At 63.4% G+C, this 22,369-nt stretch carries 22 protein-coding genes; 13 read left to right on the top strand and 9 right to left on the bottom strand.

The window, feature by feature from the left end; translation table 11 throughout:
* Window positions 1–24: 24 nt before the first annotated feature.
* Together PCS43_RS18500 and PCS43_RS18495 are read right to left on the bottom strand one after the other, a co-directional pair.
* Window positions 25–708 (bottom strand): response regulator, encoded by a 684-nt coding sequence (locus PCS43_RS18500; protein ID WP_003944308.1) that lies wholly within the window; start codon window positions 706–708, stop codon window positions 25–27.
* Window positions 705–2,357, bottom strand: a complete 1,653-nt coding sequence (locus PCS43_RS18495; protein ID WP_228232504.1) for a sensor histidine kinase — start codon at window positions 2,355–2,357, stop codon at window positions 705–707. The genes PCS43_RS18500 and PCS43_RS18495 overlap by 4 nt, the downstream gene beginning before the upstream one ends.
* A 112-nt stretch (window positions 2,358–2,469) precedes the next feature.
* On the opposite strand from PCS43_RS18495, the gene PCS43_RS18490 reads away from it, so the two are divergent.
* Together PCS43_RS18490 and PCS43_RS18485 are read left to right on the top strand one after the other, a co-directional pair.
* On the top strand, window positions 2,470–3,522 hold the full coding sequence (locus tag PCS43_RS18490) for a Bug family tripartite tricarboxylate transporter substrate binding protein (protein WP_058038573.1): 1,053 nt from the start codon (window positions 2,470–2,472) through the stop codon (window positions 3,520–3,522).
* A 93-nt stretch (window positions 3,523–3,615) separates the two neighbouring features.
* On the top strand, window positions 3,616–5,001 hold the full coding sequence (locus PCS43_RS18485; RefSeq protein ID WP_003944372.1) for a CitMHS family transporter: 1,386 nt from the start codon (window positions 3,616–3,618) through the stop codon (window positions 4,999–5,001).
* 6 nt (window positions 5,002–5,007) lie between these two features.
* Here PCS43_RS18485 and PCS43_RS18480 read toward each other — a convergent pair whose 3' ends face one another.
* Window positions 5,008–6,195 (bottom strand): nitric oxide synthase oxygenase, encoded by a 1,188-nt coding sequence (locus PCS43_RS18480; protein WP_082845667.1) that lies wholly within the window; start codon window positions 6,193–6,195, stop codon window positions 5,008–5,010.
* Between the two features lie 235 nt (window positions 6,196–6,430).
* Here PCS43_RS18480 and PCS43_RS18475 point away from each other — a divergent pair, with 235 nt between their 5' ends.
* Window positions 6,431–7,591 (top strand): globin domain-containing protein, encoded by a 1,161-nt coding sequence (locus PCS43_RS18475; protein WP_209907910.1) that lies wholly within the window; start codon window positions 6,431–6,433, stop codon window positions 7,589–7,591.
* A gap of 3 nt (window positions 7,592–7,594) precedes the next feature.
* On the opposite strand, the gene PCS43_RS18470 is transcribed toward PCS43_RS18475, so the two are convergent.
* Window positions 7,595–8,341: an FAD-binding oxidoreductase gene (locus PCS43_RS18470; protein WP_003944435.1), complete on the bottom strand. Its 747-nt coding sequence runs from the start codon at window positions 8,339–8,341 to the stop codon at window positions 7,595–7,597.
* A 16-nt stretch (window positions 8,342–8,357) separates the two neighbouring features.
* Window positions 8,358–9,554: an FAD-binding oxidoreductase gene (locus PCS43_RS18465; protein WP_042453449.1), complete on the bottom strand. Its 1,197-nt coding sequence runs from the start codon at window positions 9,552–9,554 to the stop codon at window positions 8,358–8,360.
* 182 nt (window positions 9,555–9,736) lie between these two features.
* On the opposite strand from PCS43_RS18465, the gene clpB reads away from it, so the two are divergent.
* The 5 genes from clpB to pyrE all read left to right on the top strand — a co-directional run bounded on the left by clpB (window position 9,737) and on the right by pyrE (window position 15,848).
* Window positions 9,737–12,289, top strand: a complete 2,553-nt coding sequence (clpB, locus tag PCS43_RS18460; protein WP_007726750.1) for an ATP-dependent chaperone ClpB — start codon at window positions 9,737–9,739, stop codon at window positions 12,287–12,289.
* A 158-nt stretch (window positions 12,290–12,447) separates the two neighbouring features.
* Complete coding sequence (locus PCS43_RS18455) at window positions 12,448–13,419, top strand: hypothetical protein (RefSeq protein WP_064688856.1); 972 nt, start codon at window positions 12,448–12,450, stop codon at window positions 13,417–13,419.
* Between the two features lie 86 nt (window positions 13,420–13,505).
* Window positions 13,506–14,393: a hypothetical protein gene (locus PCS43_RS18450; protein WP_003944407.1), complete on the top strand. Its 888-nt coding sequence runs from the start codon at window positions 13,506–13,508 to the stop codon at window positions 14,391–14,393.
* 46 nt (window positions 14,394–14,439) lie between these two features.
* Window positions 14,440–15,240, top strand: a complete 801-nt coding sequence (locus tag PCS43_RS18445) for an SDR family NAD(P)-dependent oxidoreductase (protein WP_037131478.1) — start codon at window positions 14,440–14,442, stop codon at window positions 15,238–15,240.
* Between the two features lie 74 nt (window positions 15,241–15,314).
* The gene (gene pyrE / locus PCS43_RS18440) at window positions 15,315–15,848 is read left to right on the top strand and encodes an orotate phosphoribosyltransferase (RefSeq protein ID WP_003944385.1); all 534 of its coding nucleotides are present in this window, start codon (window positions 15,315–15,317) and stop codon (window positions 15,846–15,848) included.
* A gap of 51 nt (window positions 15,849–15,899) precedes the next feature.
* Here pyrE and PCS43_RS18435 read toward each other — a convergent pair whose 3' ends face one another.
* From PCS43_RS18435 to PCS43_RS18425, 3 genes are read right to left on the bottom strand one after another with little or no spacing between them, the layout of a single operon-like run.
* The gene (locus tag PCS43_RS18435) at window positions 15,900–17,156 is read right to left on the bottom strand and encodes an MFS transporter (RefSeq protein ID WP_003944384.1); all 1,257 of its coding nucleotides are present in this window, start codon (window positions 17,154–17,156) and stop codon (window positions 15,900–15,902) included.
* A 23-nt stretch (window positions 17,157–17,179) separates the two neighbouring features.
* Complete coding sequence (locus tag PCS43_RS18430; protein WP_209907912.1) at window positions 17,180–17,623, bottom strand: MarR family winged helix-turn-helix transcriptional regulator; 444 nt, start codon at window positions 17,621–17,623, stop codon at window positions 17,180–17,182.
* A 33-nt stretch (window positions 17,624–17,656) separates the two neighbouring features.
* Window positions 17,657–18,220: a TetR/AcrR family transcriptional regulator gene (locus PCS43_RS18425; RefSeq protein WP_047269489.1), complete on the bottom strand. Its 564-nt coding sequence runs from the start codon at window positions 18,218–18,220 to the stop codon at window positions 17,657–17,659.
* A 63-nt stretch (window positions 18,221–18,283) separates the two neighbouring features.
* Between PCS43_RS18425 and PCS43_RS18420 the strand changes: the two genes are divergently transcribed.
* Window positions 18,284–18,964 carry a lysophospholipid acyltransferase family protein gene (locus PCS43_RS18420; RefSeq protein ID WP_003944312.1) on the top strand — a complete coding sequence of 227 codons (681 nt, stop codon included), beginning with the start codon at window positions 18,284–18,286 and terminating at the stop codon, window positions 18,962–18,964.
* A gap of 49 nt (window positions 18,965–19,013) precedes the next feature.
* A complete protein-coding gene (locus tag PCS43_RS18415; protein ID WP_064443267.1) occupies window positions 19,014–19,727 on the top strand; it encodes a lysoplasmalogenase in 714 nt (237 codons plus the stop codon).
* A gap of 4 nt (window positions 19,728–19,731) precedes the next feature.
* On the opposite strand, the gene PCS43_RS18410 is transcribed toward PCS43_RS18415, so the two are convergent.
* A complete protein-coding gene (locus tag PCS43_RS18410) occupies window positions 19,732–20,175 on the bottom strand; it encodes a hypothetical protein (RefSeq protein ID WP_007726759.1) in 444 nt (147 codons plus the stop codon).
* Window positions 20,176–20,209: 34 nt separating this feature from the next.
* On the opposite strand from PCS43_RS18410, the gene PCS43_RS18405 reads away from it, so the two are divergent.
* From PCS43_RS18405 to PCS43_RS18395, 3 genes are all read left to right on the top strand, one after another.
* Window positions 20,210–20,992, top strand: a complete 783-nt coding sequence (locus PCS43_RS18405; RefSeq protein ID WP_042924184.1) for an SDR family oxidoreductase — start codon at window positions 20,210–20,212, stop codon at window positions 20,990–20,992.
* 67 nt (window positions 20,993–21,059) lie between these two features.
* Window positions 21,060–21,659 carry a DUF6636 domain-containing protein gene (locus PCS43_RS18400; protein ID WP_209907914.1) on the top strand — a complete coding sequence of 200 codons (600 nt, stop codon included), beginning with the start codon at window positions 21,060–21,062 and terminating at the stop codon, window positions 21,657–21,659.
* On the top strand, window positions 21,659–22,351 hold the full coding sequence (locus PCS43_RS18395; RefSeq protein ID WP_209907916.1) for a TrmH family RNA methyltransferase: 693 nt from the start codon (window positions 21,659–21,661) through the stop codon (window positions 22,349–22,351). Before PCS43_RS18400 ends, PCS43_RS18395 begins: the two co-directional genes overlap by 1 nt.
* Window positions 22,352–22,369 lie beyond the last annotated feature (18 nt).

Below are 22,369 nucleotides of genomic sequence, written 5' to 3'. Positions count from 1 at the left end.
GAACCAGCGTCGTGTAGCGAAGGGTCAGCGTTTCCAGACGTAACGACGTTCCGGGCGGCCCACCACTCCGTATTTCAGCGAAGTGGTGGACCGCCCGGTTTCGTAGAGGTATTCGAGGTAGCGCCTCGCGCTCGCGCGTGAGATGCCGACCCTCTCGGAAATGTCTGTGGCCGAGGCGGGTTCGGTTTCGTCTCGTAGTGCTGCCTCGACCAGCTGAAGGGTCTCAGGACTGAGTCCTTTCGGTAGACCCTTGAGGGACGACGCCGTTGTCGCGCCACCTGCCACGCCGAAAGCCTCGTCCACCGCCTCCTGTTCTGCTTCGCCGGAGCTGTCGAGGTTTGCGTATGTCGATCGGTAACGCTCAAGACGCTCACGGAGAACCTCGAACGTGAAGGGCTTCATCAGGTAATGCACGACGCCGCTGCGCAGCGCTTTCTTGACCGAGCCGGCCTCGCGCTCACTAGTGATGACAAGAACATCCAGCTCCGGTGCCAGCTCGCGAAACGGGGCGATCAGATCGAGTCCGGTGGTGCCGGGCAGGTGGACGTCGAGAAGCACCAGGTCGGGTTGCAACTCACCGACTGCGGCCAGCGCGGTCTCGGCCGAATGGGCAACGCCGCACACTTCGAAACCGTCTATCCGTGAGACGAATCCGCTGTGCACCTTCGCCACCATGAAGTCGTCGTCGACCACCAGTACCCGGATCATGCGCCCTCTCCGTCGTGTAGGACTGCGCTGAAGACAGTCCACTCGATGTCCTCTGCCGAACGAGTGCTCACGGTGACGTCGCCGCCCCGCCGACGACACGTCAGGCGCACCAGCGCCAAACCGAAACCGTGTCCGTCGCTCGATTGTCCCTTGGTGCTCCAGCCCTGGCCGAACACCCTGTCGCGATTCTCCGGCGCGATACCGGGGCCGGCGTCCTCGACCCGAACTTCGACCGCGGTGCCACGGCCCCGAATCGACAACCGAACCTTGCGGCGCGAGGCTTCCGGCATCTCGCCGACGGCGTCGACGGCATTGTCGACGAGGTTTCCGACCACTGTCACGAGATCTCGTCCGAGTCTGCGGTCCACCGGTTCCAGATGCGTGTCCGCCGCCAGCTCGACCGTGACCAACCCCTGTGCAGCAGCACCTATCTTGGCGATCACGAGTGCGGCGGTGCCGACGTCGGCGATCTTCTCGGTCACGGTCGCGCTGACCTGCGCGCGCTCCATGGTCAGACCCTCGACGTAGCCGACCACCTCGTCGTATTCGCCGAGCTGGATGAGGCCGGAGATGGTGTGCAGTTGATTGTCGAACTCGTGGATGTGGGCGCGTAGTGCGTCGGTGCTGGTTTTGGTCACGTCGAGTTCTTCTTCCACGGAGCGCAATTCGGTGCGGTCGCGGAAAGTGGTGACCGACCCGATGGTGCGGCCTTTCGATTCGATCAAGACGGTGTTGAGGACGAGCAGGCGATCGCCGACAAGAACCAACTGATCGGATTCGGTTGTGCCGGAGGTCAGTACACTCTGGAGGCGGTCGTCGAGACCGAGGTCCCGCACCGATCTACCGGCGCTGCCGCGTGGGATGTCGAGGAGTTGGTGGGCACTGTCGCTCATCAGCACCACCTTTCCCTGCGCGTCGAATGCGATGACGCCTTCCTTGAGACCGCGCAGCATTGCTTCACGTTGGCGAACCAGGTCCAGGATCTCGCCGGCTTCCATGCCGAGGGTTTGCCGTTTTACCCTGCGGGCCAACAGGATCGACCCGACGCCGCCGAGAAGGGATGCCACCGCGAGGTATACCAGGAGATTCGGTGCAGACTGCAGCAGCCGTGTCCAGATCGAGGGGTACTCGATGCCGACGATCGCGGTTCCGGTAATCGCTCCTTCGCTGCCGAGAATCGGAACGTGCGCCTCCACGGCCTTGCCGGAGGGCGTGTCGACCAAACCCGTCCACGACCGATCCTCCGTCTGACGTGCGTCGATGCCGACATCACCGGGACGCGTCGAAATGACGACACTGCCGTCGGCGTCGGCAAGCGAGACGTAGGTGACGCCCGAGATGGCGCGTACCGAGTCGACCGAACCTTGTAGTCCGGAGCGGAGACGGGTCTGCGCCTGGGGGAGTAGCTCGCGTACTGCCGGATTGGCTGCGAGCGATTCCGCTGCCGAGAGTGCGCGACGTCCCTCCTCGCGTTGGAAACTCGCGGACGACTGTGCGAGGGAGAGGGCGGTGACGCACACGAGAACTGCAACGACGATCAGAAGTTGCAGTTCGAGAAGTTGTGTCGCCAGAGTGTGCCGGCGGCGAAACAGTCGGGCAAACAGAGACGACTTGCTCTCTCGCTCCGCCTGCTCGTTTCCTGAGGACACCAGCCAGACCCTAGCCTTCAGTTCGATGCCGGGAAAGCGGCCGTTCGTGAGCACAATGAGCACAAATCAATTTGCTTTCCCAATGGTGACCCCAGTCACAAAGTGCGTCAGTATGAAACCTGTTCACACATCGGTACCGGCAGACAAGGACGAAGCCATGAGCACATCGAAGCGGCTGAGCAGGCATATCGCCCTGCTCGGTGCCTGCGCGATGACTCTCGTGCTCTCGACCGGATGCACTCCGGTCGAGTCCTTCTTCGCCGGTGGCCGAGCGGGTGAGAGTTCCGAAGAACTGCGCGTACTGGTGCCCTCGGTGGCCGGTGGTGGTTACGACCTGACCGCCCGGACCATGGTGCAAGCACTGGCCGACGAAGGGACCGTCGACGCCGACGTCGTTGTGCTGCCCGGATCGGGCGGCATCGTCGGACTCAACCGGTTGGCTCTCGAAAGCGGGAATCCCGACCTACTCATGGTCATGGGCCTCGGAGTTCTCGGTTCGCTCGAGATACTGCCGTCCGAGCACACACTTGCCGACGTGACACCGATTGCGAGACTCGTCGAAGAACCGGAAGCGCTACTGGTTCCAGCAGATTCACCGTACAAAACTCTCGCCGATCTGACGCAGGCCTGGGTGGCGGATCCGTCGTCGATCTCGATCGGCGGTGGTTCGAGTGAAGGTGGACCGGACGGGTTGTTCCGCCTTCTGTTCGCACGGGCGGTCGGCGTCGATCCGTCGCGCTCCCCGTACCGCATCTACGACGGCGGCGGCGAACTGCTTCCCGCACTGCTCACGAGGCAGGTCGACGTAGCCGCCACCGGTATCGGTGAATACCTCGATCAGATTGCGGCAGGCACGGTTCGGGTCCTTGCGGTCAGTTCGCCGGCCCGTACCCCGGCGGTGGATGCGCCCACGATGGCGGAGTCTGGCGTCGACGTCACGTTCACCAATTGGCGGGGTCTCATGGCGCCGCCGGGCCTGACGGACGATCAGCGTCAGCACTTGCAGAATTTGGTGCGGGATCTGGCGGCAAGCCCGCGCTGGAACGAGCTGTCTCGCCGAAACGGTTGGAACAGTGCAGTTCTCACCGAACCCGAGTTCTCCGCATTCCTCACCGATCAATCCAGGTTCGTCGACGCAACACTCGATCCGCCCGGCATCAACTGAGCACTACCGAAGTTTCGTTTCACCTCCACGAAGGTCACCGGCTCGATTTGCCGTGCCGTTTTTCTCGGCAATTCAGCACTAAAGGAGTTCATCATGCTCGTCACACTCGGCTTCCTCATGGTTGCGGTGTTCATGTTCCTGATTCTCACCAAACGCGCGACCCCGGTGGTGGGACTGACTCTGGTTCCGGTGGCCTTCGGACTACTTGCCGGGGCCGGCCTCGGAATCGGCGACATGATCACCGACGGCATCAAGTCGCTCGCACCCACCGCGGCGCTGTTGTTCTTCGCGATCATCTTCTTCGGAATCATGATCGACGTCGGCCTCTTCGATCCGCTGGTCAAGCTCATCCTGCGGATGGTGCGAGACGATCCGATGAGGCTCGTGGTCGGAACCGCAGTGCTCGCGATGGTGGTCTCGCTGGACGGAGACGGTTCGACGACCTTCATCATCGTGACCTCGGCGCTGCTTCCGCTCTACCTCAAACTCGGTGTCAGTCCCGTCGTTCTGACGGTGATCGCCGGCCTGTCCAACGCGACGATGAACATCATTCCGTGGGGCGGCCCGACCGTCCGGGCCGCGAGCGCGCTGGGACTCTCGCCCTCCGACGTGTTCGTGCCGATGGTGCCGTCGTTGATCGTCGGCCTGATCATGGTGCTCGGATTCGCGATTCACCTCGGGATCATGGAGCGCCGCAGGATCGGGACTTTGGTCCTGACTTCTGAGCGCATCCTTGAAAAGGTCGGAAACGGTGGAAGTTCCAGCACCGGTAGCGCCGGCACCGGCGGCTCGAACGACTCCGAGGACGACGGCGGCGACACCGGACGATTCATCGACGGCCTCGACCCCAAGCGAGACACCTTGCGGCCGAAATTGCTCTGGTTCAACGCTGCGCTGACGACGATCCTTCTCGTCGTACTCGTGATGGACATCCTGCCCATCCCGGTGCTGTTCATGATCGCGTCGTCGATCGCCCTCGCGGTGAACTTCCCGGCGGTCAAGGATCAGGGTGAAGCAATCGCACGCCATTCGTCGAGCATCGTCTCGGTGGTCGCGATGGTGCTGGCAGCAGCGGTGCTGACCGGCGTTTTCCAGGGAACCGGCATGGTCGAGGCGATGGCAGAGTGGCTGCTTCAGGTCATCCCCGACGCGATGGGCCCGCACCTCGCCGTCATCACGGGCGTCCTGAGTATCCCGCTCACGTTCTTCATGACCAACGACGCGTTCTACTTCGGTGTGCTGCCGGTGCTGTCCGAGACTGCAGCGCAGTACGGCATCGAGCCGGTGGAGATGGCGCGCGCCTCGATCACCGGGCAGGCCGTGCACATGCAGAGCCCGCTGGTCCCGGCGATCCTGCTACTGGTCACACTCGCCGGTGTTTCTCTGGCGGATCACCACAAGAAGGTTCTGTGGCGAGCGGGCCTGATCTCGATCACGATGCTCGTGGTCGGCGTCGGATTGGGGCAGATCCCCTTCTGAGCGCGATCAGTTGTGGAAGGGGCACCGGCCTTGGTCGGTGCCCTTCTTCTTTTTTGTCACGAAATTGGGCCGGATGTCGAGATCGGGCTCGTCGTACAGGCGGTGGAACGTCGGCGTGAGCGAGCTGGACATGGGCGGGTTCACCCATGACCAGTCGGTCGGGCACTTGCGCCCGGCCTTGTCCTCACGCGCGATGTGATCGATGAATTGCTTTGCGACAGTGTGATGGTCGACCATGATGACGCCGGCCTTGCGGTAGCTGTGGATAACTGCACGGTTCAGTTCGACCAGTGCGCGGTCCTTCCAGAGCGTGCGGTCGTGGCTCATGTCGAGCTCCATCATCGCTCCGATGGTGGGCAACATGTTGTAGCGATCGGTGTCGCTGAAGTTGCGTGCGCCTACCTCGGTGCTGACGTACCAACCACTGAACGGCGTGCAGGGATAAACGATTCCGCCGATGTCGAGGTTCATGTCCGAGACCGCAGGGACGGCATGCCATTTAAGCCCCAGATCAGCGAACCAGCTGTATTCGGGATGCTCGATCTCGACCTCGAGAATCAGGTCGGTCGGGACGTCGAAGTACTGCAGGGGTTCGTCGGGAACCGAAATCAGTACGGGGAGAACGTCGAACGGCGTACCGGCGCCCTTCCACCCCATCGCGGTGACCTGAGCAGTCAGATCGACGTGCCACGGGTCGCCCAGAATGGTGCCGTCAGGCTGCCGGTAGCCGGCGTAGCGGATCAGTTGCGGGCTGAGGATTCGGTACTCCTGACCGTCCTCGCGGGGAAGCGGCCCGACCGTCACGACCGACTGCAGAGCGCCGCCGTTGGTCGACAGTCGCAGGTGCTCCCAGCATGCTTCGGCGAGAGCGGAAGCCGTGACGGCATCGCGCGCGTCGATGAGTTTGAGGGTCCGCCAATGCGCGCGACCGACGCACCTGGCGTGGTTTCGCCACGCGAGTTTGGCGCCGACGAGCAATTCCTCCGCTGTGTGCGTGTAGGTGCCGGTCCGATGGAGTTCACGCAAGGCCTCACGCCGCCGAGACGTCGGGAGGTGTCCCAGTTCCGGAGAGTCGAAAAATTCGACGCACTCGAGTTCCCGACGTTGAAGCTCGGTCAGCGTCGGGGTAGTGGAGGCGATCTGGGACGTAAGCCCGCTATCGGTGGGCAATTCGTCCTGTCGAACAAAATCCACGGCACGACTCCTGTTTGGCTGGTTGAGATTTCGCTGAACGTTAGCTCGGCGATCGAGAGTGTCGAAGCTCTTGTTTATCTTGCACGCAAGAATAAGAAAGGGACGGTCACACCGCGAAATGGGGTCGCATTGTGACACTTGTCCAGAATGATTTACGAGTCAGACATTTGTGACATAAGCTGCAGACGAAATTCCGCGGCGGGTCTTGCCGCGTCTAGTCGGGACGAGGATGAGCGTGGATTCGCAAGCAATCTCTCTGGTCCGGTCGAGCTTCAAATCCGTCGCTGCGGTAGAAGATGGTCCGGAACGGCTCGCCCGTACCTTCTATTCGATCCTGTTCGCTCGATCGCCCGAAACCCGGGAGTTCTTTCCGGCAGCGATGGATGTGCAGCGTGACCGGCTTGTCAGCGCTATCGCTCACGTCGTCGAACGCCTCGACGAGTCCGACGCGATACTCGAGTACCTCGCACAGCTCGGCCGCGATCACCGTAAGTACGGCGTCACCGACGAGCACTACACGGCAGTCGGCAATGCCTTGATCGAAGCACTCGAGACCTTCGGTGGCGCCGAAATGTGGACCGACGAGGTCGACAGCGCGTGGCGTAACGCGCTCGCGATCATCTCGGCGGCGATGATGGATGCCGCCAACGCGGAAGACGGTCCGCCCGCGTGGAGTGCCACGGTCATCGAATGCCGCCCGGTCATCAAGGGCGTCGCCGTCGTGCGGCTGCAACTCGACCAGACGATGGAGTACCGCGCCGGTCAGTACGTCAGCGTGCAGGTCGCCGCGAGGCCACGGATGTGGCGCTACCTCTCTCCGGCCACGCCGTACGACGGGACCGGAATCCTCGAGTTCCACATCCGCCAGGTCACCGGCGGGTGGGTCAGCCCGGTCATGGTGAACCAGACCGCTGTCGGTGACACCTGGGTGGTCGGTTCGCCCATCGGCGCCTTGGGGATTCCGGAGAACTCCAAGGACCTTTTGATGATCGCGTCGGGAACAGGTGTCGCGCCTCTTCGCGCTCAGATCCTCGAACTGATCCGACGCGGCAACACTCGCAATGTCCAACTGTTCTACTCCGGACAGCATCCGTGCGATCTCTACGACCTTCCGCATCTGTGGAAGCTGGCCGAGAAGTACCCGTGGCTCACGATCATCCCGGTCTCCGAAGAAGACGAGAATCCGTGGTGGCACACCGAAGCGGAGCCACTGCCGCCGATCGGCATGAAGCGGCGCATCGTCGGCAAGGTCGGTAAGGTCGTGACCTCGTTCGGGGACTGGGCGGGCTACGACATTCAGGTCGTCGGCAGCGAATCCATGGTCAACAGCACCAAATTCAGGCTTCGCGCAGTGGGCATCGACGTCGACACCGTTCGCAACGACCCGACGTACTGACCGTCAGTACGGATCGAACTGAATGACCTCGGCCGGCGTTCCGGCCTCGATCAATCGATCACGCGTCGACCGAACCATGGCCGCCGATCCGCACACCAGGACCTGATGTTCGGTGAACGCACCGTACGACGCGACGACGTCGGCGAGCGTGCCTTCGATGAGATGATCGTCGCCGAATCCGATGTCGACGTTCAACCGGTCGAACCATCCGTCGGGCGGGCCGCCGTCGGAGAGATCTTCGACGACGGGAATGGGCTGCAACCACGGAAACTGATCGGCGAGTAGCCACAACATGTCCGCCGCATAGAGATCGCGAAGCGTTCGGCCGCCGAAGAAGAGGTACACCTGCGGCGGGTTCGGGGTCTGAGCCAGATCGAGAATAATCGACCGGAGTGGGGCCAAGCCGGTTCCGCCCGCGACCATGATGACGGTGGGGCCGTTCTCGTCGACGGACAGGTTGCCGCGCGGGTCGAGGATCTGCCAGACGTCACCAGGCTGGGTGTCCTTGACTATCGAACCGCTGACCCAACCGCCGGGAACCGTCTTGACGTGAAACTCCAACTTCCCGTCGTGTGAGGGAGGCAGTGCGGGGGAGAGTCGGCGGAGCAACCGCGAATTCTGCGGGACGCTGACATCGACGTACTGGCCGGGGCGGAAGGGGACGACATCGCCGACCAGGCGGACAACCGCCAGATCCTCACGGAGACGGTGATGTTCGACGACTGTGCTCGACCAGGTTCGCTGGGCCATGAAAGTTCTCCTGTAGTCAGTAGAGCGGGTCGTGCCGGATCTGGTCGAGCGGAGTTCCGCCGGCACGCAAGGCGTAGACGGTTGTCTTGATCATCGACGGTGACCCCGAGATCTGCACCTGGCGGTCGGCCCACGAGCCGAACTGTGCGACCACTTTTCCGATCGGTCCGATCAGCCGGCTGTGCATTCCGAACGGTGGTTCGAGCACCGGTCCGTTGTGCCACCAAGGGTTTTCGGGTTCTTCGGAAACCGGTACGACGGTCAACCACGGGTTGCTGAGCGAGATGTGCCAGAGGGTTTCGAGGTCGTAGAGATCGCACGGATAGCGGCCGCCGACGAACAGGTGCACGCGCGGGTTGTGCGCGCGTTGAGACATTTCCATCACCTGTGCCCGCAGTGGAGCGATACCGGTGCCGGACCCGATCATGAGAACGTCACGGTCGCTGGTGAAGTCGACCTCGAGACCGCCGAGGGGAGTGGACATGACCCAGCGGTCACCGACGTTGGTTTCGCTGACGATCGCGGGGCTGACCCATCCTCCCGACACCTTGCGGATGTGGAACTCGAGCTGACCGAAAGGGTTGGTCGGAATCGCCGGTGAGTAATACCTCCACATTTTCGGGCGCTGGGGAATCTGAACACCTACGTATTGCCCCGCCCCGTACGGAATGGGTGGGTCGGCTTCGAGGCGCACAATCGCCAGATCGTCGAGGACTCGTTCGTGGCTGACCACGGTTGCGCCCCAGAGCGCCGGGGTCGTATCGGATTCGGCGCCGTCGGCCATCGTGCCGACGACGAGGTCGGTGAACTGAGACCAGGCCTCGTCCAGATCCGGCGTCCACTTGTAGCGGCTGTGCGCGCTCGTGCCGTACATCGACCGAACCGCACGCTTCAGAGCGACGCCGGCGGCCTCGTAGTGCTCACGCTCGACGCCGTAGCGACGGTGGTCGCGGCCGAGTTGGGTGAGGAACTTCCGGATTCGGCGATGCTGGGGCAGATTCTTCACGACGAACTCGATGGCTCTGAAGAAACGGTGGCCCTGCGATTCCATCCCGGCGGGGAACAATGAGCGGTACAGAGGATGTTCCGCAAAGAGGCCGGTGTAGAACACTGCCGAGAAGTGCGCACGGCTCTCTTCGTCGTCGGTCAGGGAATCGAGGCTGGATTGCAGACGGGCGATCACTGTCGGATCCAATCCATCCCCCTTTCGCACCAGCTGCAACTCTCGCCACAATTCTAGTACGGCTGAAAATGTGACCTACGAAACCAACTCGGCCTGGCGAAAACAAACTTGAGCGGAATAGACTCAAGTTTGTCCGCGTTGAGCATATTGACACAGTCGCAATACCAACCGGTCGCGGCTCTTCCCGTTCGACTTCGCCAGAAAGGTGACAAGTGGACTCGTTCACACCAACAACCAAGACCCAGGCTGCGATGACGGCTGCACTGCAGTCGGCGTCGTCGGCGGGTAACCCCGATATCCGGCCTGCCCATCTGCTGGTCGCATTGCTCGACCAGACCGACGGCATCGCTGCCCCACTACTCAAAGCTGTAGGCGTCGACCCCACGGTCGTACACCGTGAAGCACAGGCAATCGTCGATCGCCTGCCCAAGACAACCGGCGCAAGCTCCACCCCGCAACTCGGGCGTGAGGCACTCGCGGCACTCACTGCTGCTCAGCACCTCGCCACCGAGATGGACGACGAATACGTCTCCACCGAGCACGTCCTCTACGGACTGGCCGGCGGCGACTCCGACGTCGCACAGTTGCTCGTACGGCACGGCGCCACCCAGGACGCATTGCGTGAAGCCTTCACCACCGTCCGCGGCAGCGCTCGCGTCACCAGCCCGGAGCCCGAAGGCACCTACCAAGCGCTGGAAAAGTACTCCACCGACCTCACCGAAGCTGCACGTAGCGGCAAGCTCGACCCGGTGATCGGTCGCGACACCGAGATTCGCCGTGTCGTGCAGGTGCTCTCGCGTCGTACCAAGAACAACCCGGTACTCATCGGTGAGCCCGGCGTCGGCAAGACCGCGATCGTGGAGGGCCTTGCCCAACGCATCGTCGCGGGTGACGTCCCGGAATCGCTGCGAGGCAAGACCGTCGTGTCCCTGGATCTCGGGTCCATGGTCGCCGGTGCCAAGTTCCGCGGTGAATTCGAAGAACGCCTCAAGGCTGTCCTCGACGACATCAAGAACAGTGCCGGACAGGTCATCACCTTCATCGACGAGTTGCACACCATCGTCGGCGCCGGAGCCACCGGTGAATCCGCGATGGACGCAGGCAACATGATCAAGCCGATGCTCGCCCGTGGTGAGCTACGGCTGGTCGGTGCGACCACACTCGAGGAGTACCGCAAGTACATCGAGAAGGACGCAGCACTCGAGCGTCGTTTCCAGCAGGTGCTCGTCGGTGAGCCCTCGGTCGAGGACACCATCGGTATCCTGCGCGGCCTCAAGGAGCGCTACGAGGTGCACCACGGCGTGCGCATCACCGACTCCGCGTTGGTGGCGGCTGCCGCGCTGTCGGACCGCTACATCACGTCGCGGTTCCTGCCGGACAAGGCCATCGACCTCGTGGACGAAGCCGCATCGCGACTTCGTATGGAGATCGACTCGCGTCCCGTCGAGATCGACGAGGTGGAACGCACGGTTCGCCGACTCGAAATCGAAGAAGTGGCACTCGAGAAGGAAACCGACGACGCGTCCAAGGCGCGGCTCGAGAAGCTGCGTCAGGAACTCGCGGACGACCGCGAAAAGCTCAATCAGCTCAGCACCCGCTGGCAGAACGAAAAGCAGGCCATCGACTCGGTGCGCGTGCTGAAGGAACAGCTCGAAACCCTGCGAGGAGAGTCCGAACGCGCTGAGCGTGACGGCGATCTGGGCAAGGCAGCCGAGTTGCGCTACGGCCGAATCCCGGCGCTCGAGAAGGAACTGGAAGAGGCAGCAGCCGCTTCCGGAGCTGCCTCCGACGGTGACGTGATGCTCAAGGAAGAGGTCGGGCCCGACGACGTCGCAGACGTGGTCGCAGCCTGGACCGGAATCCCCGCCGGCCGGATGATGGAAGGCGAAACCGAGAAGCTGCTCCGCATGGAGTCCGAACTCGGCAAGCGCGTCGTCGGCCAGACCGACGCCGTCGTCGCCGTCTCGGATGCGGTTCGCCGCGCCCGAGCAGGTGTCGCCGACCCCAATCGGCCCACCGGTTCCTTCCTGTTCCTCGGCCCGACCGGCGTCGGTAAGACGGAGCTCGCCAAAGCCTTGGCGGACTTCCTCTTCGACGACGAGCGCGCGATGATCCGCATCGACATGAGCGAATACGGTGAGAAGCACTCGGTGGCCCGACTCGTCGGTGCTCCTCCGGGATACGTCGGCTACGAAGCCGGTGGCCAGCTCACCGAAGCAGTTCGACGACGCCCGTACTCGGTGGTCCTCTTCGACGAGGTCGAGAAGGCACACCCCGACGTGTTCGACGTCTTGCTCGCAGTACTCGACGAAGGCCGACTGACCGACGGTCAAGGCCGCACGGTGGACTTCCGCAACACCATCTTGATCCTGACCTCCAACCTGGGATCCGGAGGCACGCGGGAGCAGGTCATGGATGCGGTACGCCACGCGTTCAAGCCGGAGTTCATCAACCGTCTCGACGACGTGGTCATCTTCGACTCGCTCTCCGAGGAGCAGTTGGAGCACATCGTGGACATCCAGCTCGAGCAGTTGCAGAAGCGTCTGGCTGCGCGTCGTCTCACCCTCGAGGTGAACGGTGCGGCTCGGATGTGGCTCGCAGTGCGCGGCTACGACCCGCTGTACGGCGCTCGGCCATTGCGTCGACTCGTTCAGCAGTCGATCGGCGACCAGCTCGCCAAGCTGCTCCTGGCCGGCAAGGTCCAGGACGGCGACACCGTGCACGTCGGTGTCAGCGAGGACGCGGATCAGTTGGTTCTCTCCTGATTCGGTAAGCGGAATGCCCCGTCGATCCACTTGGATCGGCGGGGCATTCGCATTTTGTTCTACCCTGGATGGCTGGATGCTCGAACCGGGGACGAGTGCAACCGCGCCTCTCCGAACGACTCCGACGCTCTTTCGTCCCAACCGAAGGTGAGCCAGGCATGACCGATCAGAACGATCCGCGTAACTCGGGTGGGCCGCGCCGTGAGGATCCCGAGGCGACCGAGGTGTGGGGGCGTACGCCCGACCAGCCGACGGAGCAGTACGGGACGGTGTCCGGCCAGAATCCGAACCAGCCGACGGAGTATTTCGGTCAGCCGCCGGGGGCACAGCAGTATCCGGGGGCACAGCAGTATCCCTACGGCGGACCGGATCAGAACACGGAGTACTTGGGGCAGCAGGGGCAGCAGCCGAATCCCACTCAGGCGTTCCCTGCCTACAACCCGCAGTTCGATCCGCAGGCGCCGCCGCCTGGTGCGACGCAGGCCTATCCGCCGTACACCGCTCAGCAGTACGGGAACCCGGATCAGTACGGGAACACGCAGCAGTACGGAAATACACAGCAGTATCCGGTTGCCGGTGGTGGCGGTGGAGTTCCGCCGGAACAGCCGTTCATCGACGATGGATCGTCGGGCGGCGGTAAGAAGCGCAAGCTCGCGACGTGGGTGGCCGCTGGTGTGGTCGGGATCCTGGTCGCCGTGATCGCGATCATCGCGTTCTCGGCGTTCGGCTCGAACGACAAGGGCACCCAGACCGCTTTCGTTCCCCCGACCACCACGACGCAGGCGCCGACCACGACACCGCCGAAGGCCAGCACCACGGCGCCGACTCCGACGACGGATTCTCCGCTCAGCCAGCTTCCAGGCGGGCTCGGCGAAGTCATCGGTGACGCCGGGGGAGCCGTCGGCACCGTGAAGTCGAACGACGGCGGCACGTTGGTCATCGATTCGATCGGGGGTTCGCAGGTGACGATTCTGACCACAGCGGACACCACGCTCATCGCGCTCAACCGCGCCACCATCGCCGATCTGCAACCGGGAGACAACATCGTCGTCGACGGCACGCCGGTGGAGAACGGCACGATGACCGCCAACACGATTCTGAGTACGTCGCTGCCGAAGTTCGGCAACTGAGTCGTTCACGACACATCGGGCGAGTCCACCAGGGTGTCGCGGGAGGTTGAGGCCGCGAGTCGCTACCCTGGAGGGTGATGACTGGAATGTGGTTCGGACTGGCAGCAATTGCACTCGCAGGCGCGGGTGCGCTTCTGTACGTCGACAGGACGAGGCGAGATCAATCCGGGCGAGTGCGTCAGATCTGGGCCAAGGCGCAGGGTTACACGTACACGGCCACTGACGATCAGCTGGCAGGCGAATGGCACCGCGCGGTCATGGCCAAGCAGGACTACCTCACTGCTACCGACGTCGTCCGCGGCCGCCGTCGCGGAGAACAGTTCGTGCTGTTCGACCTGGAAGAGACCGCAACCATCGTGGCCGTTCGCCGCGAGATCGGGTCGGACGTCGACATCGATCTTCGGTTGAAGTCGACGGCTCCGCCCAAGGACGGCGACCTGAACCTGTTGGGTGCGATCGGTTCCCGGGTGGTTTTTGCAACGGACCTCGAGATTGCTCGTCGCGTCTGTGATCAGCGCATGGTGGCGTTCACCGAATCGGTTCCGCCGTCGATCAGCATGCTGTGGAGCGAAGGGCAGTGGACGCTCGGTTCGCTTCCGGTGACCAGTAACGGCCGGGACTGGGACGCGGCAATCGAGTCGGTTGCGCGCCTGTCCGGCATTCTGCATGTCCTGCCTCCCGTCACCGATCCCAACGAACTCGAGGTCGATCACGATCCGAGCCGCCCGCGGCCGGGCGCCGAGAAGTCTCGCCCAACTCCGGATCCGGTAGAACAACCCCGTTCGCGTCAAGAGCAGCCGCCCCGTGACGCTCCGCCGCGTGAATTTGCCCCGCGTGAGTCCGCACCGCGTGAGCCCGCACCGCGGGAATCTGCGCCACGTCCGGATCAATCGCTGCGCAAGCCCGAGGCGGCTGACAAGCCGGCTCAGCGCCCGGCGTCGCAGCGCTCGGGCACAATTCGCCCGGTCGACTGACCTTTAAGGTTCCCGTCCAGGCGCGATAACCACTAGCGTGGCCGGTATGTCGACTTCCCACTCGGATCGCCCTGTGCGTCCCGTTGCCCTGGTGACCGGACCCACCTCTGGTCTCGGCGCCGGTTTCGCCAAGAAATACGCCTCCCTCGGATACGACCTGGTTCTCGTCGCACGTGACGAGGTCAGATTGCACGACCTCGCGTCCGAGTTGAAGACGATGTTCGGCACCGAGTCGGAGATTCTGGTTGCCGATCTCGCATCGGAGGCCGGACGCGACACGGTCGCGCTTCGTTTGGAGAAGGGCGTCGAGGTGTTGGTGAACAACGCCGGATTCGGTACCTCCGGCGAGTTCTGGACCGCCGATCCAGCGCTCCTTCAGTCTCAACTCGACGTCAACGTCACCGCCGTGATGCGGCTGACCCGTGCGGCGCTGCCCAGCATGATCGCGTCGGCGCACGGAACGATTGTCAACGTGGCGAGCGTCGCGGGCCTGCTGTCCGGGCGGGGTTCGACGTATTCGGCAAGCAAGGCCTATGTCATCTCGTTCACCGAAGGGCTGTCCGGCGGGTTGGCCGGGACGGGAGTGCGCGTGCAGGCGCTGTGCCCGGGCTTCATTCGCACCGAGTTCCACGAGCGCGCGGGCATCGAGATGTCCACGATCCCCAAGCCGATGTGGCTGAGCGTCGACCAGGTGGTTGCGGCGTCGATGAAGGATCTCGGTGACGACAAGGTCATCAGTATTCCGGGATTCCAGTACAAGGTCCTCACGACGGCCGGGCGTCTCGTTCCCAAGGGGCTGGTTCGCCGGCTGACCAACATCGTCGGACGAGGCCGCGGGCGGACGTAGCCCAGAGGCGGAAGCCGGACGTAGCCCAGAGGCAGAAGCCGAACACAAGGCAGTGGTCGGTAGGCTGAGCACTCATGAGCGATCGTGAGGATTTGGCTGCGCTGGTGCGCGAATTGGCTGTTGTACACGGAAAGGTGACGTTGTCCTCGGGCAAGGAAGCCGATTACTACGTCGACCTTCGCCGCGCGACACTTCACCACAAGGCAGCGCCGCTGATCGGCTCGCTGCTGCGTGAACTGGTCGCGGACTGGGATTTCGACGCCGTCGGCGGTTTGACGATGGGCGCCGACCCGGTTGCCATGGCGGTGATGCACGCTCCCGGCCGACCGATCGATGCGTTTGTCGTCCGCAAGGCCGCGAAGGCCCACGGGATGCAGCGCCAGATCGAGGGCCCGGACATCGTCGGCAAGCGTGTCCTGGTTGTCGAGGACACGACCACGACGGGCAATTCGCCGTTGACAGCAGTTAAGGCCCTGCGCGAGGCAGGGGCCACCGTGGTCGGAGTCGCTACGGTCGTCGATCGCGCGACGGGTGCGGATGCGGTGATCGGTGCCGAGGGCGTCGAGTACCGCTCGCTGCTGGGCCTGGAAGATCTGAACCTGAGCTGACGCCCCGTGAGTGGTTAAGGAGTCCCTGCACTCCTCAACCACTCACAGGGGTCAGTCGCCTACGGTGACGGCGAGTGCTTCGTCGACGCTGTGCGGCGCGGGATCGTGGTCGTCGACGTGAGCGAGAACCTTACGTCCGCTCGACAGGACGAATACGGCGGCGAGGGTGAGCACCGCGCCGACCCAGAACGGCATGTGGACGTTGGATTCGCCGAGCTTGCCGGCTACCCACGGAGCAGCGGCGCCGCCGACGAATCGGACGAAGCTGTAAGCAGCCGAGGCGGTCGACCGCTCCACGGGAGCTGAGATCATGACGGTTTCGGTGATGAGTGTGTTGTTCACGCCGAGGAACAAACCGGCGAGGACGACACCGACGATCAAGACGATCTTGTTCTCGGTGAAGAGCGCCATCATGCCCAGGTCGAGTGCGAACAGGGTCAGTGCCAGCATCATCATCGGCAGGGTGCCGAAGCGTCGTTGCAGGCGAGGGGCGAGGAAAACCGACGAGATCGCCAGCATCAGGCCCCAGCCGAAGAAGATGAATCCGATCGGGTACGCCCCCATGTCGAGGGGGAACGGCGTGTACGCGAGCAGCGTGAAGAATCCGTAGTTGTAGAGCAGCGCGGTGATGGCAACGGTGAGTAGCCCGCGGTGCCGCAACGCCTGGAAGGGCGCAGCGATGGACGTGTGGTGTTCGGGCTTGGGTGCGCTCGGAAGCATCACCACGATGAGAATGAAGGCGACCGCCATCAGGGCTGCGACGCCGAAGAACGGTGCGCGCCAGCTGATGTCACCGAGAACTCCGCCGACCAGCGGTCCGACTGCGATACCGATGCCCAATGCAGCCTCGTACAGGATGATCGCCCGTGCCACGCCGCCGCTGGCCGCGCCGACGATTGCCGCGAGCGCCGTTGCGATGAACAGTGCATTGCCGAGTCCCCAGCCCGCACGGAATCCGACGATCTGGCCGATGGTGCTGGAAGCGCCTGCCAGAGAAGCGAACACGATGATGATGGCAAGGCCTGCAAGAAGTGTTTTCTTGGCGCCGATGCGGCTGGACACCACACCGGTGATGAGCATGGCCACGCCGGTGACGAGCATGTAGCTGGTGAACAGCAGCGAAACCTGCGACGGTGTGGCGTCGAGTTGTTCGCCGATCGGCTTGAGGATCGGATCGACCAATCCGATGCCCATGAAGGCGATGACGCTGGCAAAGGCTACCGCCCACACCGCTTTCGGTTGTTTCAGGAGGCTCGGCGGAGCCTCGTTCTGGTGCGTTGATGTCGCGGTCGTGTTGCTCACGGCCACCTCCTTTTTCAGTGGTGGGTGTTTCAGCTGGGATCGGAAGTCTTGATGATGGACCGCAATTCGGCCAATCCGTCGGCCAGTTTCTTGATCTGCTCAGGCCCGAGTTCGACGAAGTGGGGGACTAGAGCGTCGGCGATCTCGTTTCGACCGTCGTTCAAGATCTTTCGGCCCTTGTCCGTCATGGCCACTCGGACTGCCCGGGCGTCCTCGGGGTCGGCGCGGCGTTCGACGTAACCGTTCTCGCCGAGTTTGCGCAGTAGTGCAGTGGCAGAGGGCTGCGAGCTTCTGTCGAGTCGAGCGAAGTCGCTGATCCGCATTTCGCCGTATTCCTCGAGTAACGAGAGTGCGCGCAGCCAGGCGCGTGCGTACTGATCGGACGCGAAGGAGCCTGCCAGCTTCGCGAAGCGGTGCGTATTGCTCACGAGGTCGACGAGTAGTTCGTGCAGTTGCTGTTCTTCGTCTGTCACGAAGAATATTATTGCATAGGTTAACTATGTAAATCAACGAGTCCGTGGAAGGTGGTCCGTCACGGCGGTGGCTACCAGCGACGGCACATCGAGGTCGGGTGCGACGAGTGTGAGGCTTCGATTTGCCGCCAGCACTGCGATGCCGTGGGTTCCGGTCCAGATGTTCAACGCAGATGTGGTGGGATCGGAGGCGTCGGCCTCTTCGGTCAGGGATTGCAGGGCGGCGAAGAGTGGGAGAGAAGACTCTCGGAGGTTGCTGCCTGCGCCCTCGAGGAGGTCGTGGCGAAACATCAACTCGAACATCGCCGGTCGCTCCTGGGCGAATGACACGTATTCGATTGCTGCCGAGATCAATCGGCTACGAGCGGGTTGTTTGCCGGCGAGGACGGGATCGAGTCTGTCGGCGAGATCGCGCAGGCCGTGTGAGGCAATTGCGGCTAGCAGGCTGTTGTGGGTCGGAAAGTATCTCCGCGGGGCGCCGTGCGACACGCCCGCCCGACGCGCTATCTCCCGTAGCGTCAGTTCTGTGGCGCCGTCGGCATCGAGAATCTCGACGCCGGTGGCGACGAGTGTTTCGCGAAGGCTGCTGACAGTCATGGAAGACAGTGTCTACTATTCTCGTCGTAGACACTGTCTACTAGACGGAAAAGGTGATGCCCTGTGCTCTATTGGCTGTTCAAATACGTCCTGATCGGCCCGGTCCTCTGGCTGTTCGGGCGGCCGACGATCGAGGGGCAGCACCACATCCCCAAGAAAGGGCCGGTGATTCTCGCCGGCAACCATCGGGCAGTCGTCGACTCGTTCTTCCTGGTTCTCATGGTGCGCCGACGCATCACCTTCGTCGCGAAGAGTGAATATTTCACCGGGACCGGTGTGAAGGGCGCGATGCAGCGCTGGTTCTTCGGTGGGGCCGGTCAGGTGCCGATCGACCGTAGCGGCGCCGACGCCTCCCGTGCGGCGTTGGATACGGCCATCGGGATTCTCGACAAGGGTGGTGTCTGGGGGATCTACCCCGAGGGAACACGATCACCCGACGGTTGCCTGTACAAGGGAAAGACCGGAGCGATTCGAGTTGCATTGGAAACCGGGGCGCCGGTCATTCCCGTCGTCGTACACGGCGGCGACGCAGTCAACCCGCCGGGTACGCGGATGTGGCGCTTCAGCAAGGTCCGGATCACGGTAGGGGAGCCGATCGACTTCTCTCGGTACCGCGAACTTCGTGGCTACCAGGCCGTCGTGCGTGCGGCGACGGACGAATTGATGGCAGTGCTCTGTGACCAGTCGGGGCAGGAATACGTCGATGTCTACGGCGCGGACGTCAAATCCGGCGATGCCGCCTGAGTGACCCAGTACGGTCGCTGTTGGACGTGTAACCAACAGGAGGATTGTGATGGCGGGCAAGTGGGGCATCGAGCACGCAGTTTTTGCGGCGGCGACGGCAGCGACAGTGTTCGGGGCAGTAGTCGGTAACGAGCGGGTTCAGCAGATCGCGAAGCCGTTGATCGCACCCGCTCTGGCCGCCCGAGTGCTGCGCAAGCGCTCGGAGACGGAAACTGCCGATACCGCACTGCTTCTGGCCGGTCTCGCCGCTGCAACTGTCGGCGACGTGTTCATGATCGACCCGGACAACGATGCTCGTCTGATCAAGGGCGCGTCCTCGTTCGCGGTGATGCAGGCCAGTTACTCGGCGCTCCTGCTGCGGCGCGGCGCTCGGCCGACCCGCGCTGCCCTGCGGCCCCGCATCAGCGGTTGGTCGACGGCGTCCGGACTGCTCCGTGCCAAGGCCCCGAGCGTGTCGACGCCGCTCACCGGATACGGATTGATGTTGGGAACCACCTCGACGTTGTCGGCGGACCCCGCTCTGGCACCGCAGTCCAAGGCCGTGCTCGACGTGGTCGTCCCGAACAAGGATCGACGCTCCTGGCTCGGATTGGGCGGAGTGCTCTTCACCGCATCCGACGGACTGATCGTGGTGCGTCGTCTGTTCATCCGCGGGACCGCCGGCCGCGCTGCTGCCGAGGGTGTGATCCTGGCGTCGTACGCGGGAGCGCAGCTGATGCTGGTGGAGGGCATGTTGGCGCTGGGGCGCAAGAAGAGCGTCTAGTCTTTCACGGGCACAGCATGATTCGGTCTCGGTTCTTCGGATCCACCATGACGGTGACCGTGGATCCGGGAGTGATCTTGTCTTTGTACTCGGGTCGGATCTCGTACTCGATCCGGCCCGAGTACGAATCGGAACCTGGAACCGTGAGGTGGAGTGCGAGCTTGGCCAATTCGCCGTCGACGGTTCGGCGCAGGGGTGTGACGGTGTCGATTCGTGCCCACCCTTCGAGGCCGTGCTTTTCGAGTTTGCGCTCGGCGCGGGTCGGGCGGTTGGCCCATGCCATTCCGAATCCGAGAACCGAGCCGAAAGCGGCGAGCAGCCCGCCGATCTGATAGGGCAGCGTGCCAGGTGGGGTGTGCTCGACCAGCCATCCGAGCCACACGGCGAGCACGATCAGATACCCCACCGCGATGAAACACACGGTGTGTACGACGCGACGGTGATTCATCAGATTTCCTCCACATCCAGGATAGCCTGACCGGATGAGCGAACCGAACGTCTTCATCACCGGTGCTGCGGCTGGAATCGGGCGGGAGACGTCGCTGTTGTTCGCGCGCAACGGATACCGCGTCGGCGCGTTCGACATCGACGACGCCGGCCTTGCCTCCTTGAAGGCCGAGATCGACGGTTTCGGCGGCAGTGTCGTGACGGGTGTCCTGGATGTCACCGATCCGGCGGGATGGGCGCAGTGTCTGGCCGATTTTGCCGGGGAGTCCGGGCGTCTGGACATCCTGATCAACAATGCGGGCGTGCTCTCGTCGGGACGGTTCGAGGATATTTCTCTTGCGGCGCATCGCCGAATGGTCGACATCAACATCACCGGCACCCTCAACGGCACGTACACGGCTTTCCCGTACCTCCGCGATACCGTCGGCGCCCAGGTGGTCAATCTGTGCTCCGCTTCGGCGATCTACGGCCAGCCCGAACTGGCGACGTACGGTGCAACCAAGTTCGCGATCCGCGGCCTGACCGAGGCGCTCGATCTGGAATGGGCACAGCACGACATCCGTGTTCTCGCGCTCTGGCCGTTGTTCGTCCAGACCGCGATGGTCACTGGAATGGACACCGGAGCCACCAGATCGTTGGGTATCAAGCTGACTGCAACCGACGTCGCGCAGGAACTGTGGGCGGCCACACGCGGCGCCGGACGGATGCACAAGGTTCACTACCCGGTCGGAACTCAGGCGAAGCTCTTCCTCAGCGCGTCGCGGTTCTCGCCCGCGTGGCTCTCACGGCTGATGAACAAGCGCGTCACCAGCACTTAGTCGACCACACGATAGAGTGCACTGTCGGCTGTTGCTGGGCCAAGATGACGTGTGTGGAGGTAGTCGGGTGGTTCGTGTTCGGGTGGGGTTCGTCTTGTTGGGCGTCGGGTCGGCGCTCGTGCTCGCAGGGTGCAGCGGGGAGGCGGATTCAGCGCCGACCGTAGCGGCGCAGCCCAGTTCGTCCACCACTACCGCAGTGCCGACGACAACCACCACCGTCGCGCCCGTCGTCCCCACGACCACCGAACCACCGACCACGACGCTGCCACCGACGACGACACTCACGGACGTGCAGTTCGAGCGCAACGAGTCGTACTACTTCACCACTCCCAACGGAAACTTCCAGTGCGGCATCATCAAGTTGCCCACCAGAATCGAAGCCGGGTGCGAGGGAACGACCACTCCCGTTCCGCCGCGGCCGGAGAGCTGCATGGTCAACTGGGGCAACGGTATTCGCGTCACCGACGAGGGTGAGGGTGCTTTCATGTGTTCGGGCGGAGAGGTGTACACCTCTGGCGGCCCCGACGCCGATCCGGTGCTGGCGGCCGGTCAACCGCTGAGCAAACTGGGTTTCACCTGTACGACCACCGCGACAGACGTCTCGTGTGTCAACGATCAGACCACGCACGGCTTCACCGTGGCTGCAGATTCCAACGAGGTGTTCTGATGACCGAAGTCGCAGCTGACGACGTGTCCGGCGGGGCCGGTGAACCGGGGCCCACCGAGTGGGGCGAGAATCCCAACGGCGTCGGACCCTGGGCCGAGGAGCACGACACGGAACCGCCGACCGACGCGCGCTACGACCCGGTACTTCTGGCCGAGGGTGATCGTCGAAACGTCTTGGACGAGTATCGGTACTGGACGCGGGAAGCGATCGTCGAGGACATCGACTCGCGCCGTCACACGATGCATGTCGCCATCGAGAACTTCGCGCACGACGCCAACATCGGCACGGTGGTCCGCACGGCCAACGCGTTTGCCGCGGCCGCGGTCCACATCGTGGGGCGTCGGCGCTGGAATCGGCGGGGCGCCATGGTGACCGATCGATACCAACACATCGTTCACCATGCAGACATCGGCGAACTCGTCGAGTACGCCCGTGAGAATTCACTCACGATCGTGGCCGTCGACAACACCCCGGGGTCGGTGCCGCTGGAAACGGCAAGCCTGCCGCGGGAGTGCATCCTGCTGTTCGGTCAAGAAGGCCCCGGAGTGACCGATCATGCGAAAGAGGTTGCGTCCATGACGGTCTCGATCGCACAATTCGGTTCGACTCGCAGCATCAACGCCGGTGTCGCGGCCGGCATCGCGATGCACGCGTGGGTACGTGAGCATGCCGATCTCGCCGATTCCCGCTGATCTCGCTCGCGAATTCCG

It is taken from the genome of Rhodococcus sp. C-2 (assembly GCF_027854095.1).
Taxonomy (GTDB): Bacteria; Actinomycetota; Actinomycetes; order Mycobacteriales; family Mycobacteriaceae; genus Rhodococcus_F; species Rhodococcus_F qingshengii.
This window is presented reverse-complemented; position numbering and strand designations above follow the sequence as displayed.

What these genes read in the sequence shown, in the direction of transcription:
- PCS43_RS18425 (WP_047269489.1), bottom strand. Translation starts at nt 18,220, where the DNA reads ATGACTGTCAGCAGCCTTCGCGAAACACTCGTCGCCACCGGCGTCGAG.
- PCS43_RS18485 (WP_003944372.1), top strand. Translation starts at nt 3,616, where the DNA reads ATGCTCGTCACACTCGGCTTCCTCATGGTTGCGGTGTTCATGTTCCTG.
- PCS43_RS18470 (WP_003944435.1), bottom strand. Translation starts at nt 8,341, where the DNA reads ATGGCCCAGCGAACCTGGTCGAGCACAGTCGTCGAACATCACCGTCTC.
- pyrE (WP_003944385.1), top strand. Translation starts at nt 15,315, where the DNA reads ATGAGCGATCGTGAGGATTTGGCTGCGCTGGTGCGCGAATTGGCTGTT.
- PCS43_RS18405 (WP_042924184.1), top strand. Translation starts at nt 20,210, where the DNA reads ATGAGCGAACCGAACGTCTTCATCACCGGTGCTGCGGCTGGAATCGGG.
- PCS43_RS18415 (WP_064443267.1), top strand. Translation starts at nt 19,014, where the DNA reads ATGGCGGGCAAGTGGGGCATCGAGCACGCAGTTTTTGCGGCGGCGACG.
- PCS43_RS18445 (WP_037131478.1), top strand. Translation starts at nt 14,440, where the DNA reads ATGTCGACTTCCCACTCGGATCGCCCTGTGCGTCCCGTTGCCCTGGTG.
- PCS43_RS18500 (WP_003944308.1), bottom strand. Translation starts at nt 708, where the DNA reads ATGATCCGGGTACTGGTGGTCGACGACGACTTCATGGTGGCGAAGGTG.
- PCS43_RS18490 (WP_058038573.1), top strand. Translation starts at nt 2,470, where the DNA reads ATGAAACCTGTTCACACATCGGTACCGGCAGACAAGGACGAAGCCATG.
- PCS43_RS18410 (WP_007726759.1), bottom strand. Translation starts at nt 20,175, where the DNA reads ATGAATCACCGTCGCGTCGTACACACCGTGTGTTTCATCGCGGTGGGG.
- PCS43_RS18455 (WP_064688856.1), top strand. Translation starts at nt 12,448, where the DNA reads ATGACCGATCAGAACGATCCGCGTAACTCGGGTGGGCCGCGCCGTGAG.
- PCS43_RS18395 (WP_209907916.1), top strand. Translation starts at nt 21,659, where the DNA reads ATGACCGAAGTCGCAGCTGACGACGTGTCCGGCGGGGCCGGTGAACCG.
- PCS43_RS18450 (WP_003944407.1), top strand. Translation starts at nt 13,506, where the DNA reads ATGTGGTTCGGACTGGCAGCAATTGCACTCGCAGGCGCGGGTGCGCTT.